Source organism: Cryobacterium zhongshanensis (assembly GCF_022760445.1).
Lineage (GTDB): Bacteria > Actinomycetota > Actinomycetes > Actinomycetales > Microbacteriaceae > Cryobacterium > Cryobacterium algoricola.
On record NZ_JALGAR010000004.1, the window covers coordinates 334736 to 348123 of the forward strand.

The 13388-nt window shown below is 70.0% G+C and carries 14 protein-coding genes; 11 read left to right on the forward strand and 3 right to left on the reverse strand.

Annotation, left to right across the window (positions count from 1 at the left end):
• The first annotated feature begins 118 nt into the window (after positions 1-118).
• From MQH31_RS15695 to MQH31_RS15715, 5 genes are all read left to right on the forward strand, one after another.
• Positions 119-1282, forward strand: coding sequence for a Re/Si-specific NAD(P)(+) transhydrogenase subunit alpha (locus MQH31_RS15695; RefSeq protein WP_243012814.1), 1164 nt, complete (start codon positions 119-121; stop codon positions 1280-1282).
• Entirely contained in the window at positions 1282-1593 is a 312-nt protein-coding gene (locus MQH31_RS15700; protein ID WP_243012815.1) for an NAD(P) transhydrogenase subunit alpha part 2, read from the forward strand. The genes MQH31_RS15695 and MQH31_RS15700 overlap by 1 nt, the downstream gene beginning before the upstream one ends.
• The gene (locus MQH31_RS15705; protein ID WP_243012816.1) at positions 1590-2963 is read left to right on the forward strand and encodes an NAD(P)(+) transhydrogenase (Re/Si-specific) subunit beta; all 1374 of its coding nucleotides are present in this window, start codon (positions 1590-1592) and stop codon (positions 2961-2963) included. The genes MQH31_RS15700 and MQH31_RS15705 overlap by 4 nt, the downstream gene beginning before the upstream one ends.
• 228 nt (positions 2964-3191) lie before the next feature.
• Positions 3192-3818, forward strand: a complete 627-nt coding sequence (locus tag MQH31_RS15710) for an HdeD family acid-resistance protein (RefSeq protein WP_243012817.1) — start codon at positions 3192-3194, stop codon at positions 3816-3818.
• Positions 3815-4075 (forward strand): hypothetical protein, encoded by a 261-nt coding sequence (locus MQH31_RS15715; RefSeq protein ID WP_198415894.1) that lies wholly within the window; start codon positions 3815-3817, stop codon positions 4073-4075. Before MQH31_RS15710 ends, MQH31_RS15715 begins: the two co-directional genes overlap by 4 nt.
• A 30-nt stretch (positions 4076-4105) precedes the next feature.
• Here MQH31_RS15715 and purB read toward each other — a convergent pair whose 3' ends face one another.
• The gene (gene purB / locus MQH31_RS15720; protein ID WP_243012818.1) at positions 4106-5488 is read right to left on the reverse strand and encodes an adenylosuccinate lyase; all 1383 of its coding nucleotides are present in this window, start codon (positions 5486-5488) and stop codon (positions 4106-4108) included.
• Positions 5485-6012 carry a low molecular weight protein-tyrosine-phosphatase gene (locus MQH31_RS15725; RefSeq protein ID WP_134534906.1) on the reverse strand — a complete coding sequence of 176 codons (528 nt, stop codon included), beginning with the start codon at positions 6010-6012 and terminating at the stop codon, positions 5485-5487. The genes purB and MQH31_RS15725 overlap by 4 nt, the downstream gene beginning before the upstream one ends.
• Positions 6013-6163: 151 nt before the next feature.
• On the opposite strand from MQH31_RS15725, the gene MQH31_RS15730 reads away from it, so the two are divergent.
• Both MQH31_RS15730 and MQH31_RS15735 read left to right on the forward strand, forming a co-directional pair.
• Entirely contained in the window at positions 6164-6538 is a 375-nt protein-coding gene (locus MQH31_RS15730) for a hypothetical protein (protein ID WP_243012819.1), read from the forward strand.
• Positions 6535-8007: an alpha/beta hydrolase family protein gene (locus tag MQH31_RS15735; protein WP_243012820.1), complete on the forward strand. Its 1473-nt coding sequence runs from the start codon at positions 6535-6537 to the stop codon at positions 8005-8007. The genes MQH31_RS15730 and MQH31_RS15735 overlap by 4 nt, the downstream gene beginning before the upstream one ends.
• A 69-nt stretch (positions 8008-8076) precedes the next feature.
• Here the strand turns inward: MQH31_RS15735 and MQH31_RS15740 are convergent, their stop codons facing one another.
• Positions 8077-8469 (reverse strand): phage holin family protein, encoded by a 393-nt coding sequence (locus MQH31_RS15740; protein ID WP_134534783.1) that lies wholly within the window; start codon positions 8467-8469, stop codon positions 8077-8079.
• A 149-nt stretch (positions 8470-8618) separates the two neighbouring features.
• Between MQH31_RS15740 and MQH31_RS15745 the strand changes: the two genes are divergently transcribed.
• The 4 genes from MQH31_RS15745 (at position 8619) to MQH31_RS15760 (ending at position 13370) form a co-directional block, all read left to right on the forward strand.
• Positions 8619-9722 carry a histidinol-phosphate transaminase gene (locus tag MQH31_RS15745; protein ID WP_243012821.1) on the forward strand — a complete coding sequence of 368 codons (1104 nt, stop codon included), beginning with the start codon at positions 8619-8621 and terminating at the stop codon, positions 9720-9722.
• A 4-nt stretch (positions 9723-9726) separates the two neighbouring features.
• Positions 9727-10854 (forward strand): pyruvate dehydrogenase (acetyl-transferring) E1 component subunit alpha, encoded by a 1128-nt coding sequence (gene pdhA / locus MQH31_RS15750; RefSeq protein ID WP_134534784.1) that lies wholly within the window; start codon positions 9727-9729, stop codon positions 10852-10854.
• Between the two features lie 101 nt (positions 10855-10955).
• A complete protein-coding gene (locus tag MQH31_RS15755; protein WP_243012862.1) occupies positions 10956-11915 on the forward strand; it encodes an alpha-ketoacid dehydrogenase subunit beta in 960 nt (319 codons plus the stop codon).
• A gap of 45 nt (positions 11916-11960) precedes the next feature.
• On the forward strand, positions 11961-13370 hold the full coding sequence (locus MQH31_RS15760) for a dihydrolipoamide acetyltransferase family protein (RefSeq protein WP_134534785.1): 1410 nt from the start codon (positions 11961-11963) through the stop codon (positions 13368-13370).
• Positions 13371-13388 lie beyond the last annotated feature (18 nt).

The following is a 13388-nucleotide window of genomic DNA, read 5'->3' on the forward strand; positions in this document are numbered from 1 at the left end:
TTCCGCGTTAAAACGCCCCCCGCATCCCCGGTACGCTAGCGGTAGGGCGGTAAAACCGCGCAAGCTTTCGGGTTGTCCGGATTTGCTCGTGGCTGGCCGCCGCGAAGGAGATACCCGCGTGAAGGTTGGCATTGGGCGAGAGCGCATCGAGGGAGAGCGTCGTGTCGCCGCGACACCGGAGACCGTGCAGCAACTACGAGGCCTCGGTGTCGAGGTCCTGATGGAGGCCGGCGCGGGCATCGCGGCGGGCTTCTCCGATCGCTCGTACGCGGATGCCGGTGCCACCGTCGTCCCGCAGCTCGCGCTCGACGAACTCGACGTCTACTGCCACGTGCGCCCGCTCACCCCCGAGCTGGCCGCCCGGCTCCATTCCGGCCTCGTCACGGTCGGACTCGCGGCCCCCGCCAACGAACTGCCGACCGTCACGGCACTCGCCGCCGCCGGCGTCACGGCCTTCGCCCTCGAACTCGTGCCGCGCATCAGCCGCGCGCAGTCGATGGACGCCCTGACCTCGCAGGCCCTCGTCGCCGGCTACCGGGTCGTCCTCGAGGCGGCCATCCGCTTCCCGCGGTTCTTCCCGATGTACATGACCGCCGCCGGAACAATCCCGCCGGCCCGTGTCCTCGTCCTCGGCGCCGGCGTCGCGGGCCTCCAGGCGATCGCGACGGCCAAGCGCCTCGGCGCCCGCGTCTCCGCGTACGACGTGCGCCCGGCATCCGCCACCGAGGTCACCTCGATGGGCGGAACCTTCGTGACGCTCGACCTCGATGCCGTCGAGGGCGCAGGCGGGTACGCCCGCGAGCTCAGCGAGGACCGCGCGGTGCGCCAGCGCGAGCTCCTCGCCCCCCACGTCGCCGCGGCGGATGTCCTCATCACCACGGCCGCGATCCCCGGCCGCCCGGCACCCCTGCTCGTGACGCACGACATGGTCACCGGCATGCGGCCGGGCTCGGTCATCGTCGACCTCGCCGCTGAGACCGGCGGAAACGTCGAAGGCGTCGTGGCCGGCGTCGACACCCTCGTGCCGGTCGCGAGCGGAGATGGAAGCGTCACCCTCGTCGGGATGAAGGACGCGGCATCCACGATGCCGGCGGACGCATCACGCCTGTACGCCAAGAACGTCGCGAACCTGCTCGCGCTCATGACGAGCGAGGGCACGGTCGCCCCCGATTTCACCGACGAGGTCATCGCCGGCGCCTGCCTCACCCACTCGGGCGAAGTTACGCACGAACCGACCAAGGCAGCCCTCGCGGCCCTGGCCGCGCTGCAAGGAGAAGACTGATGGATTCGATCACCCTGTTGACCGTGGTGGTGCTGGCGGTCTTCGTCGGCTTTGAAGTGGTCTCGAAGGTTTCGAGCACCCTGCACACCCCGCTGATGAGCGGCGCGAACGCCATTCACGGCATCATCCTGATCGGAGCGATCACCGTCGCCGGCCAGACCACCAATATCTGGCTGCTGATCGTGGCCCTGCTCGCCGTGCTCCTCGCGACGGCGAACCTCGTGGGCGGCTTCGTCGTCACCGACCGGATGCTCAAAATGTTCGCCCCCCGCAAACCGGCCGGCACCGACGCGAAGGACACCGCCAAATGAGCCTGCTCAGCCCCGAGTGGACCGGGCTTCTCTACCTGGTCTCCGCCGTCTGCTTCATCCTCGCCCTCCGCGGCCTGTCCTCGCCCAAGACCGCCAGGCGCGGCAACCTGATCGGCGCCGCCGGAGCGCTCCTCGCCGTCATCACGGTGTTCTTCTCGGTCCGGATGGACAACATCCCCGCCATCATCGTGGCCATCGCCGTCGGCTCGGCCATCGCCGCCCCGATCTCGCGCCGCGTGCAGATGACGCAGATGCCCCAACTCGTCGCCCTCTTCAACGGCGTCGGCGGCGGCGCGGCCGCGCTCGTGGCCATGCTCGAGCTCGGTGAAAGCGCCAATGGCTGGACCAGGGTCGCGGTCGTCTTCACGATGCTCGTCGGAGCGGTGTCCTTCGCAGGCTCCGCCGTCACCGTCGGCAAGCTCCAGGGCCTGATCAGCTCCCGCCCGCTCGTGTTCCCCGGGCTCGCCTGGGTGATGGGCGGAATCGTCCTCCTGGCCCTCGCCACCGGCGGCTTCGTCGTCGGCACCGGCGCAGCAGGCTGGGCGGTCGTGCTGCTCGTTCTGGGCCTCGTCGTCGGCGCCCTGCTCGTGCTGCCGGTCGGCGGCGCGGACGTGCCCATCGTCATCTCCCTGCTGAACGCGTTCACCGGGCTCGCCGTCGCGGCCTCCGGCATCGTGATCGGCAACCTCCTCCTCGTCGTCGCAGGCACCCTCGTCGGTGCGAGCGGTACGATCCTGACCCGCGCGATGGCCGCCGCCATGGGCCGCGGAGTCAGCGGAATCATGTTCGGCGCCTTCAAGGGCGGCTCGACCGCGGGCTCGACCACGCAGAGCGACCGCCCGGTACGCTCCTCGAGCCCCGAAGACGTCGCCGTGCTGCTCAACTACGCCCAGCGGGTCGTCATCGTGCCCGGCTACGGACTCGCCGTCGCCCAGGGCCAGCACACGATCGCCGAACTCGCCACGACCCTGCAGGCCAGGGGCGTCGAGGTCGTCTTCGCGATCCACCCGGTCGCCGGGCGGATGCCCGGGCACATGAACGTGCTCCTGGCCGAGGCCAACGTGCCGTACGAGTCGCTCAAGGAAATGGCCGAGGTCAACCCCGAGTTCAAGAACACCGACGTCGCCCTCGTCGTCGGCGCGAACGACGTGGTCAACCCCGCGGCCAAGACCTCGCCCGGCTCGCCGATCTACGGCATGCCGATCCTCGACGTCGGCGGCGCCCGCCAGGTCGTCTTCCTCAAGCGCTCGATGCGCCCCGGCTTCGCTGGCATCGAGAACGAGCTGCTCTACGACCCGAAGACGACGCTGCTGTTCGGCGACGCCAAGGACTCCCTCACCAAGATCCTCGGCGCGGTCAACGCGCTCTAGGAGGTCAGCGGCGACTCCCGGCTCCGGCCGGGAATCGCCGCTCGCGCCGAGTGTCGCCGTTGGACCGGCGACACTCGGCGTTTTTTGCGTCACTCGGCGACTCTCGGCGGCTGGTCGGTTCCGCGGGCTTCGACGGCGAGCGGATGCTCCGGGCGGGCCCGCGTAGACTTGGCCAGTCTCGAACCGAAGACAATGAGCATCCGCCGCAGGCAGGAAAGGGGTCTCCGTATGGCCGAAGCACCCGACACAGCCGGCACGGATCACCGCACCGCCGGCTACTGGACCGTGCCCCTCGTGCGCGCGGGCGTCGCCGTCGTTCCGGCCGTCCTGATCACGTTCACCGCGAACCACTCCCCGGAATTCGGGCTCCTGGTCTTCGGCGCCTTCGCGCTCGCGAGCGGGGTCGTCATCGCCGTGCTGAGCCGCCGCACGCTCGCAGACTCACGGGAACGCGGCGCCTTCCTCGTGCAGGGCATCGCCGGTGTCGTCGCCGGGGCGCTCGCGCTCGTTTTCCACGGCGGCGGGCTCGGCTTCTTCCTCTACCTCGTCACGGTGTGGGGCATCGTGACCGGCTTCCTGGAGTTGTCGAGCGGCATCCGTGCCCGGCGCAGGGACCCGGCAGACCACGACTGGCTCGTGATGGGCGCGGCGACCGCGCTCTTCGCGATCGTCGTGCTCGTGCTGCCGCCGAACGTCGTCGTCTCGGTCGGGCTGTTCGGCGCCTACCTCGTGATGCTCGCGGTCTACCTCGGCATCGCCGCGTTCTCGCTCAAGTGGGCCGTTGCGGCGGGCGCCGCCGCGGCATCCGTCGACTCGATCCACCCCGCAGCACCCAACGATTCGGACACCCAGTGACCCAGAACACGCCGCGCAAGCCCAGCCGCTCCGAAGTACTGAAGCCGCTCGAACTGGTCGGCCTCGCCGGCGTGATGGCCGTCTTCCTCGGCCTCGTCGTGCTGATGAGTACCAGGGAGCCGCTGCTCGCCCTGATCGGGTTCGGCATCACGTTCATCGTCGTGCTCGTCGTGATCGCGATGCTCGTGCTCAACATCAAGCCCAACGACGCCGAGAAGACCGACATCGACGAGCAGGACAAGGGCCAGAAGCCCTAAGCTCCCAGCCCGTGCCCGTGCCCTGAGGCGTCAGCCGAGGTAGTCGACGAGGCTGTCGGCGAGGCCGACGTAGGCCGCGGGAGTCAGCGCGAGCAGGCGGGCCCGGGCTTCTTCCCCGATCTCGAGTCCGGAGACGAACGCGACGAGGTCGGCCTGGTTGATCCGCTTGCCGCGGGTGAGCTCCTTGAGCAGCGCGTACGGGTCTGCGATCGTCGACCGGCCGGCCGAGACCTCCGCCCGGATCACGGTCTGGATGGCCTCGCCGAGGATCTCCCAGTTGACGTCGAGGTCGTGCGCGAGCAGGACCCTGTCGATGTCGATCTCGCCGAGGCCGCGCACGATGTTGTCGAGCGCGAGCAGGGAGTGACCGAAGCCGACGCCGATGTTGCGCTGGGTCGTCGAGTCCGTCAGGTCCCGTTGCAGGCGCGACGTGACGAGGGTCGCGGCGAGCGAGTCGAGGATCGCCGAGGACAGTTCGAGGTTCGCCTCCGCGTTCTCGAATCGGATCGGGTTGATCTTGTGCGGCATCGTCGAGGACCCGGTGGCGCCGGCCTGCGGGATCTGCCGGAAGTACCCGAGGGAGATGTACGTCCAGACGTCCGTCGCGAGGTTGTGCAGCACCCGGTTGACGTGGGACACCTTCGAGTAGAGCTCGGCCTGCCAGTCGTGCGACTCGATCTGGGTCGTCAGGGGGTTCCAGGTGAGCCCGAGCCCCTCGACGAACGCGCGGGACACTGCCGGCCAGTCGGTCGTGGGATCCGCCGCGACGTGCGCCGCGAACGTTCCGGTTGCGCCGCTGAACTTGCCGAGGTAGTCGTTGGTCTCGATCTGCGCGGCCAGGCGTTCGAGCCGGTACACGAAGACCGCGATCTCCTTGCCGACCGTCGTCGGAGTTGCCGGCTGGCCGTGGGTGCGGGCGAGCATCGCATCCGCACGGTACTCGAGGGCGCGCAGCCGGAGCAGGCCGATGGTCGCGCGGAGCTTGGGCAGCCAGACCTCGCGCACGGCTGCGCTCACGGTGAGGGCATACGCGAGGTTGTTGATGTCTTCGCTCGTCGCGGCGAAGTGGGTGAGCTCGCTGATCCGGTCGAGGCCGAGCGTGGTGAGGCGCCGGCGCACGAGGTATTCGACGGCCTTGACGTCGTGGCGCGTGGTGGCCTCGAGAACGGCGAGTTCGTCGATCTCGGCCTGGCCGAAGTCGGTGACGAGGGCGCGCAGCGATGCCTTGTGCTCGGCGTCGAGCGGCGTCGAGCCGAACAGGCGGCGATCGGTGAGGGTGATCAGCCACTCGACCTCGACGTGCACCCGCGCGCGGTTGAGTCCGGCCTCCGACAGGTACTCCCCGAGTTCGGTGACGGCGGCACGGTAACGGCCGTCTAGTGGGCTGAGGACCTGGGGGGGTAGTGGACTCATCGGACTCCCTGTCGAATTGCGGGCTCTAGTTGCGCGAAGAGCGCGAGGTTTGCCTTCTCAATCATGCCCAATACCGAGTCAAACAACGCATCGTCGGAATAGTACGGGTCCGGCACGTCGTGCAGGGACGCCTGTTCCTGATCGAAGCTCAGCAGCAGGCGTACCTTGCTCCTGTCCCGGTCGCTCACCGCCCAGTTCCGCAGGATGCGCTCCTGGGTGCGGTCGAGCACGACGACGAGGTCGTAGTCGGCGAACCAGACGGGGTCGAACTGGCGCGCGCGGTGGTGGCTGCCGTCGTACCCCTGCCGTTTGAGGGCGGCGACCGTGCGGGCATCCGCCTGCTCGCCGACGTGCCAGTCTCCGGTGCCCGCCGAACTCGTGAAGATCAGCCGGCCCAGCCCCGACCGGGTGACCAGGTCGCGGAGGGTGATCTCCGCCATCGGCGAGCGGCAGATGTTACCCGTGCACACGAAGATGATCCGAAAGGGCGTCGCCTCGTCGGGGCGGATCGCCGAGAAGGTCATGGGTCCATTGTCCGTCACTTTCGCCTCCTCCACACCTGGTCGGGGGACTTCGCTTTCCCCAGGTTCCCGCCGGCCGCGGCTCAGGCGGGCACGGGCGCACAGGATCGGTCTGTCGGGGCCCGCCGGGGCGGCCTCGCGGAAGGGCAGGCCGATGCCGTGGTGGCAGTATCCGCCGGAGACCGACGGGTTGACCGAATTGCGGCACCAGCGGATGCTGCTGCGCACCCTGGCCGACGACATCGCCCTCGCGGGGCGCCGGCTTCTCCCCGCCGGAGCCCCGGCCGAGTGGCGCTCCGAGGCGCAGCGCGTCTATCTCGAACGACGCTGGGAACTCGCAGCGCTCCTCGCCGGTGCGGAGCGGAGCGTCGAGGAGGCGCTCACCGCGGTGCTCGCGCGAATCGAGGTGGTGAAGGCGCGGCTCGCGGCCGAAGCGGCCGACGCTGCGGCGGCGGTCACGACGGCTTCCGTGCCCCAGGCGCCGGCGCAGACCCCGGCCCGGGCGACGCCGGGAGGATGGTCGGAGTGAGCGGGCCGGGGTCCGGAGAGGGGCTGATGGTCTCCGGCGGAGGCGGAACCCTCGTTGCGACGGACGCCGTTCTCGCCGAGGCGGCCGTGCTCCGAGCGCTCCAGACGGAATCCGAGTCCTGGCGTGCCCGCCTGGCCCGGATCCGGGCGCTCGACTCAGCGCCGACGCCCGCGGTGACCTGGACGGACGCCGATCCGGGTCTCGTGCTCCTGCGTGCGGACACCGTGATCGCGGACATCGTCGAGCGGAGCAGGACGCTCGCCGACGGGCTCGTGACGGCCGCCGAGGAATACGGGCGCGTCGAGCGGGCGGTCGAGCGCGCGAGCGGCGTCGCGGGAGGGTGGCTCGGCTACCTCGTGGGGCGCGCGGCCCCGCTGATGATTCTCGGCGCGCTGCCGGACCTCGCGGCCATCGCGCTCGGCGCGCTGGTGGGCAGGGCGGTTTTCGGCGGCGCTTGGGCCGGCGGGAGCCTGGCAGAGGTCGCCGCGTGGTTCCAGGCGAACCCGGGACTGGTGAGCGACCCGGCCGTCGTCGCCGCGGTGCGCGTACTCGTATCCTCCGCAGACGACGCGGCCGTCGGCGCGCTCGGGTTGCCGTTTCCCGCAGCACTCGAACTCGGTGACGAGGGGCTCGGCGTGCTCGGCGTCTCGTCCGTCGCCTCCGCTGCGCTGCTGCTGGTCAGCCCCGTCGGCCTCCTCAGGGAAACGCCCGTGAGCGTGCACCGGGTCGCCGAGGACGGCAGCCCGCTGCATCCGGCCGTGCTCGCGGCCCTGCCCCCCGACGGGTTCGGGGAGCTCGCCCGGCGAATCCCCGAGGCGCGGGCGGACGGCCCGCAGATCCGGATCGAGCGCTATGCGGGCGCCACGGGATCCCCGCCGTCCTGGATCGTCTACATCGGCGGCACAGCGGAGTGGGACCCCACGGGGACCGGGCAGCCGTTCGACCTGACCAGCGACGTCTCAGGGGCCGCGGCCCCGCTCGGTCCCTCCGGCTCGTATCGCGCCGTCGTCGAGGCGATGCGCGCGGCCGGTGTGCAGCCGCAGGACCCGGTGCTCCCGGTCGGGCACTCCCTCGGCGGCCAGGTCGCGGTCCAGCTCGCCGGGTCCGGTGAGTTCAATACCGTCGGGGTCGCCTCATTCGGCGGGCCGACGGCGGAGCTCTCCACTCCGGCCGGGGTGGAGGCCGTCACCGTCGAGCACACCGACGACATCGTTCCGGCGTTCGGCGGCCTGCCGCAGGAGACCGACGACCGGGTCCTCGTGCGCAGCAGGGCATTCGCCGCCGGTGAGACGCCGGCAGGGCAGGCGCTGCCCGCCCATTCCCTCACGAGCTACCAGGCCACCGCCCGCCTGATGGACGGGTCGGCGGAGCCGAACCTGGTGCGCTTCAGGGGCGCCCTGGCCGGGCTCGTCGGAACGGGACCGGCCGAGGTCACCCGGTGGCGCGGCATCCGCGTGAACGGGCCGTGAACCCGGGCCGTGAACCCAGTGCCGTGAACCCAGGGCCGTGAACCCCGTGAACCCGGTACGCGGAACCGGCTACTGGCGGCCGGTGGCGGGACGCGCGAGCACGCCGAGCAGCCAGCTGATGATGCCGAGCACGAGCGCCCCGAGCACCCCGGTCCAGAAGCCGTCGACCTGCAGGCCGAAGCCGAGGCCGTCGGAGATCAGGGCCACGAGCATGAGGAGCAGGCCGTTGACGATGAGCGCAAGGAGGCCGAGGGTCAGCACGTAGAGCGGGAAGGCGATGACGCGGACAAAACCGCCGATCACGCCGTTGACGAGACCGAAGATGAGGGCGATCAGGAGATAGGTCACGACGATGGCGCCGGTGTCCGGCGCATAGGGTTCGACGCTCACTCCCGGCACGAGGAGGGTGGTGAGCCACAGGGCGACGGCATTGAGGATCAGCTTGATCAGGAATCGGGCCATGCGACCACTATGGCACCTGACCGGGCGTTGCGCACTTGTGGCATGGCGTTGCGCGACCGGTGGCGCGACCGGTGGCACGACCGGTGGCGCGACCGGTCTCCGCGTGGCTCATGCGGCCGCGCGAATACGCCCCGGCGTAGAATCGCCGAGTGAGCCCCACAGACCAGTCAGCGGTGCGACTCCGCCCCGAAATCATCGCACTCCCGGCCTACCGGCAGGGTAAGGCGGCAGCCGCGAGTGCCTTCAAGCTCTCGAGCAACGAGAACCCGTTCGGGCCGCTGCCCGGCGTGATCGCCGCCGTCGGCGCGGAGACGGCGTACAACCGTTATCCGGATGCCTCCGCGTCCGTTCTGCGGGAACGCCTCGCCGCCCGCTACGGGTGTTCTCCGGACGAGGTGCACGTGGGCAGCGGCTCCGTCGCCCTGCTCTCCCAGCTCATCCTCGCCGCGGCGGGCCCGGGCGACGAAGTCGTCTACTCCTGGCGTTCCTTCGAGGCGTACCCGAGCCTCGTCACCGTTGCAGGCGCGACGAGCGTGCAAGTGCCCAATCGACCGGACCACGGCCACGACCTCGCCGCCATGGCCGCCGCGATCACAGACAGAACCCGCGTGGTGATCGTCTGCAGCCCGAACAACCCCACCGGCACGATCGTGCGCGCCGCGGAGTTCGAGGCCTTCATGGCGAGCGTCCCCTCCACGCTGCTCGTCATCCTCGACGAGGCGTACGCCGAGTTCGTGACCGACCCCGACGCGGTCAGCGGCATCTCCCTGCTGGGCCGCTACCCCAATCTCGTCGTGCTGCGCACGTTCTCCAAGGCCTACGGCCTCGCCGGGCTCCGGGTCGGCTACGGCCTCGGCCCGGTCGCGATCCTCGACGCGGCCCGTGCGACGGCGATTCCGTTGTCGGTCACGGGGGTCGCCAGCGCTGCCGCGATCGCATCGCTCGATGTCGACGACGAGCTCATGGAACGGGTGCGCACCATCGGCATCCGTCGTGACACGATCTGGCGTGCGCTCACCGAGCAGGGCTGGAACACTCCAGCACCCCAGGGCAACTTCATCTGGCTGCCGACCGGCGCGGAGACCGCCGCCGCGGCCGAGGCGCTCGGCGCCGCCGGACTCGTCGTGCGGCCCTTCCCCGAGGGCATTCGGATCTCGATCGGCGAGGAAGAATCTGTGGACGAACTACTGCGAACCTGCCAAGACCTTGTCCGAAATCTACCAATGGGGCATTCGGCCCGGCGGCTAGGTTAGTACGATGGCAGCGAGTGAGAACGACTCCCCCCTGGTCCAGGTGCTCTCGACGAGCGGTCTCGTCGAGCCGAGCGAGGCGGCTGCGGAGTTCATGCCGTACCTCGACCGCCTGACCGAAGACGACCTCCGCAGGTTCTACCGCGATATGGTCGTCGTCCGGCGCTTCGACAAGGAGGCGGCCAACCTGCAACGGCAGGGCCAGCTCGCGCTCTGGGTGCCGAGCCACGGCCAGGAGGCCGCCCAGGTCGGCAGCGCCTATGCCACCCGCCCCCAGGACCACGTCTTCCCCTCCTACCGCGAGCACGTCGTCGGCATGATCCGCGGCCTCGACCTCGTCGACATCCTGCGGATGCTGCGCGGGGTCACCCTCGGCGGCTGGAACCCCGAGGAGCACGGCAACTTCCACCTCTACACGCTCGTGCTCGCCTCGCAGACCCTGCACGCGACCGGGTACGCGATGGGCATGCAGCTCGACGGCACGACCGCGACCGGCAACCCGGAGACCGACGAAGCCGTCATCGTGTACTACGGCGACGGTGCCTCCTCCCAGGGTGACGCCAACGAGGCCCTCGTCTTCGCGGCGAGCTACCAGACCCCGCAGGTCTTCTTCCTGCAGAACAACCACTGGGCGATCTCGGTCCCCGTGACCCGGCAGTCACGCACCCCGCTCTACCTCCGCGCCGGCGGCTTCGGCATGCCCGGCACCCAGGTCGACGGCAACGACGTGCTCGCGAGCTACGCCGTGACCGCCAAGCACCTCGACGACGCCCGCGCGGGCAAAGGCCCCGCCCTGATCGAGGCGATGACCTACCGGGTCGGCGCGCACACCACCGCAGACGACCCCACGAAGTACCGTGACCCGGAGGAACTCGCCGCCTGGGTCGCGAAAGACCCGATCGTCCGGTTCCGCGCCTACCTGCAGGGCCTCGGCGTCGAACAGGACTTCCTCGACGCCGTCGACGAAGAGGCAGAGGACCACGCAGCGGATGTCCGCCGCCGGGCCCTCGAGATCCGCTCGCCCGAGCGCTCGGTCATCTTCGACAACGTCTACGCCGAACCCCACCCGCTGATCCAGGAGCAGAAGGCCTGGCTCGACCGATACGAAGCATCCTTCGAAGGAGGCGACGCGTGAGCGACACGATCGTGACAGAGACAGCGGTCCTGGAGTCGGCAGTGCCGGCCTCGCCAACGGCGGCGGCATCCGCTGCGCCGGCCACCTCGGCGAACCTCCCGATGGCCAAGGCGCTGAACGCCGGCCTCCGCCAGGCGATGCTGGACAATCCCAAGGTCCTGATGATGGGCGAGGACATCGGGCCGCTCGGCGGCGTGTTCCGCGTCACCGAGGGCCTGCACGCCGAATTCGGCGACAAGCGCGTGCTCGACACCCCGCTCGCGGAGTCCGGCATCGTCGGCACCGCGATCGGCCTCGCCCTCCGCGGCTACCGCCCGGTCTGCGAGATCCAGTTCGACGGCTTCGTCTTCCCCGGCTTCGACCAGATCACCAGCCAGCTCTCCCGGATGCGCAACCGGCACGAGGGCCAGGTCACGATGCCCGTCGTGATCCGGATTCCCTACGGCGGGCACATCGGCTCGATCGAGCACCACCAGGAGAGCCCGGAGGCGTACTTCGCGCACACCCCCGGACTGCGCGTGGTCAGCCCCTCGAACCCGCACGACGCCTACTGGATGATGCAGGAGGCGATCGCCTCGGACGACCCGGTCATCTTCTTCGAGCCGAAGAGCCGCTACTGGCCCAAGGGCGAGGTGCGTTTCGGCGCGAGCGGGATTCCGCTGCACGCGAGCCGGGTCGTGCGCGCAGGCACCGACGCCACCGTCGTCGGGCACGGCGCCATGGTCACGGTCCTGCTGCAGGCCGCCGAACTGGCCGCGGTCGAGGGCATCAGCATCGAGGTCATCGACCTGCGCTCGATCTCGCCGATCGACTACGGCCCCATCCTCACGTCCGTGGAGAAGACCGGCCACCTCGTCGTCGCCCAGGAGGCATACGGCTTCGTGAGCGTCGGCTCCGAGATCGCCGCGACCGTGACGGAGCGATCGTTCTATCACCTCGAGGCTCCCGTGCTGCGCGTCTCCGGCTTCGACACCCCCTTCCCGCCCGCGGCCGTCGAGACCCACTTCCTGCCGTCCCCGGACCGGGTCCTCGAAGCGATCGATCGCTCCCTCGCCTACTGACATGCACCGCCCCGCACCGCGCATGACCCACAGCAAGGAATCCAGATGAGCGTCCTGAACTTCACCCTTCCCGATGTCGGTGAGGGCCTCACCGAGGCTGAGATCGTCGAGTGGCGCGTCGCCCCCGGCGACACCGTGTCGATCAACCAGGTGCTCGTCGAGATCGAGACGGCCAAGTCGCTCGTCGAACTGCCGTCTCCGTTCGTCGGCGTCGTCGGCGCAATCCTCGTCGAGGTCGGCACCACCGTGGACGTCGGAACGGTGATCATCACGATCGTCCCGGCCGAGGAGCCCGCCTCCATCGGTTCGGCTCCGGTCGCCGCACCCGCTGCCCCGTCGGCGGATGCCGAGGCCGGCCAGGTCCCCGCAGCACGCGTCACCGAGCTCGCCGGCGCAGCCCTCGACACCGGATCGACCATCACCGCCGAGGAGCCGAAGGTGCTCGTCGGCCGGGGAGCCGCTCCGAGCGTGCCGACCCGCCGCCGTCGGGGATCCGACGTATCGGCACCGCACGCCTCGATCGCTCCTCCCGCGATCGAAACGCCCCGGCCGGCGGCCGCAGCCCAGGCGAAAGCGCCGCGCGCGGCATCCGCCGGGCCAGTCATCGCCAAGCCGCCGATCCGCAAGCTCGCGAAGGACCTCGGCGTCGACCTCGCCCTCATCGAAGCGACCGGGCCGGTCGGCGATGTCACCCGCGAGGACGTGCTGCGCGGGGCGACCCAGGCGAGCGTGTTCCGCAACATCCAGACGCCCGAGTGGCCGAGCGACCGTGAGGAGCACATCCCGGTCAAGGGCGTGCGCAAGGCGATCGCGCAGGCAATGGTCGGCAGTGCGTTCACCGCGCCGCACGTCAGCCTGTTCGTCGACGTCGACGCCACGCGCACGATGGAATTCGTCAAGCGCCTCAAGGCCTCGACCGACTTCGCCGGGGTGCGGGTCTCGCCGATGCTGATCATGGCGAAGGCGATGATCTGGGCCGTGCGCCGCAACCCCACCGTCAACTCGGTCTTCACCGACCAGGAGATCATCATCAAGCACTACGTGAACCTCGGCATCGCCGCGGCCACTCCGCGCGGGTTGATCGTGCCGAACGTCAAGGAAGCCCAGGACATGAGCCTGCTCGAGCTCGCCCGCGCTCTCGAGACCCTCACCCTCACGGCCCGCGACGGAAAGACCACTCCGGCAGACCAGGCCGGGGGCACGATCACGATCACCAACATCGGCGTCTTCGGCATGGACACCGGCACCCCGATCCTGAACTCGGGCGAAGCCGGGATCGTCGCCCTCGGCACGATCAAGCCCAAGCCCTGGGTCGTCGACGGTGAGGTGCGGGTGCGCCAGGTCACGACCATCGGCGCGAGCTTCGACCACCGGGTCGTCGACGGCGACGTGGCGAGCCGCTTCCTTGCGGACGTCGCGAGCATCATCGAGGAACCGGCCCTCCTCCTCGAATAAGCGGGTCGAACTTTGGGA

Excerpts from the sequence above, each read along its gene's own strand:
- purB (WP_243012818.1), bottom strand. The coding sequence starts at position 5,488 with ATGAGTCCACTACCCCCCCAGGTCCTCAGCCCACTAGACGGCCGTTAC.
- MQH31_RS15755 (WP_243012862.1), top strand. The coding sequence starts at position 10,956 with ATGGCCAAGGCGCTGAACGCCGGCCTCCGCCAGGCGATGCTGGACAAT.
- MQH31_RS15725 (WP_134534906.1), bottom strand. The coding sequence starts at position 6,012 with ATGACCTTCTCGGCGATCCGCCCCGACGAGGCGACGCCCTTTCGGATC.
- pdhA (WP_134534784.1), top strand. The coding sequence starts at position 9,727 with ATGGCAGCGAGTGAGAACGACTCCCCCCTGGTCCAGGTGCTCTCGACG.
- MQH31_RS15710 (WP_243012817.1), top strand. The coding sequence starts at position 3,192 with ATGGCCGAAGCACCCGACACAGCCGGCACGGATCACCGCACCGCCGGC.
- MQH31_RS15740 (WP_134534783.1), bottom strand. The coding sequence starts at position 8,469 with ATGGCCCGATTCCTGATCAAGCTGATCCTCAATGCCGTCGCCCTGTGG.
- MQH31_RS15705 (WP_243012816.1), top strand. The coding sequence starts at position 1,590 with ATGAGCCTGCTCAGCCCCGAGTGGACCGGGCTTCTCTACCTGGTCTCC.
- MQH31_RS15730 (WP_243012819.1), top strand. The coding sequence starts at position 6,164 with ATGCCGTGGTGGCAGTATCCGCCGGAGACCGACGGGTTGACCGAATTG.
- MQH31_RS15760 (WP_134534785.1), top strand. The coding sequence starts at position 11,961 with ATGAGCGTCCTGAACTTCACCCTTCCCGATGTCGGTGAGGGCCTCACC.
- MQH31_RS15700 (WP_243012815.1), top strand. The coding sequence starts at position 1,282 with ATGGATTCGATCACCCTGTTGACCGTGGTGGTGCTGGCGGTCTTCGTC.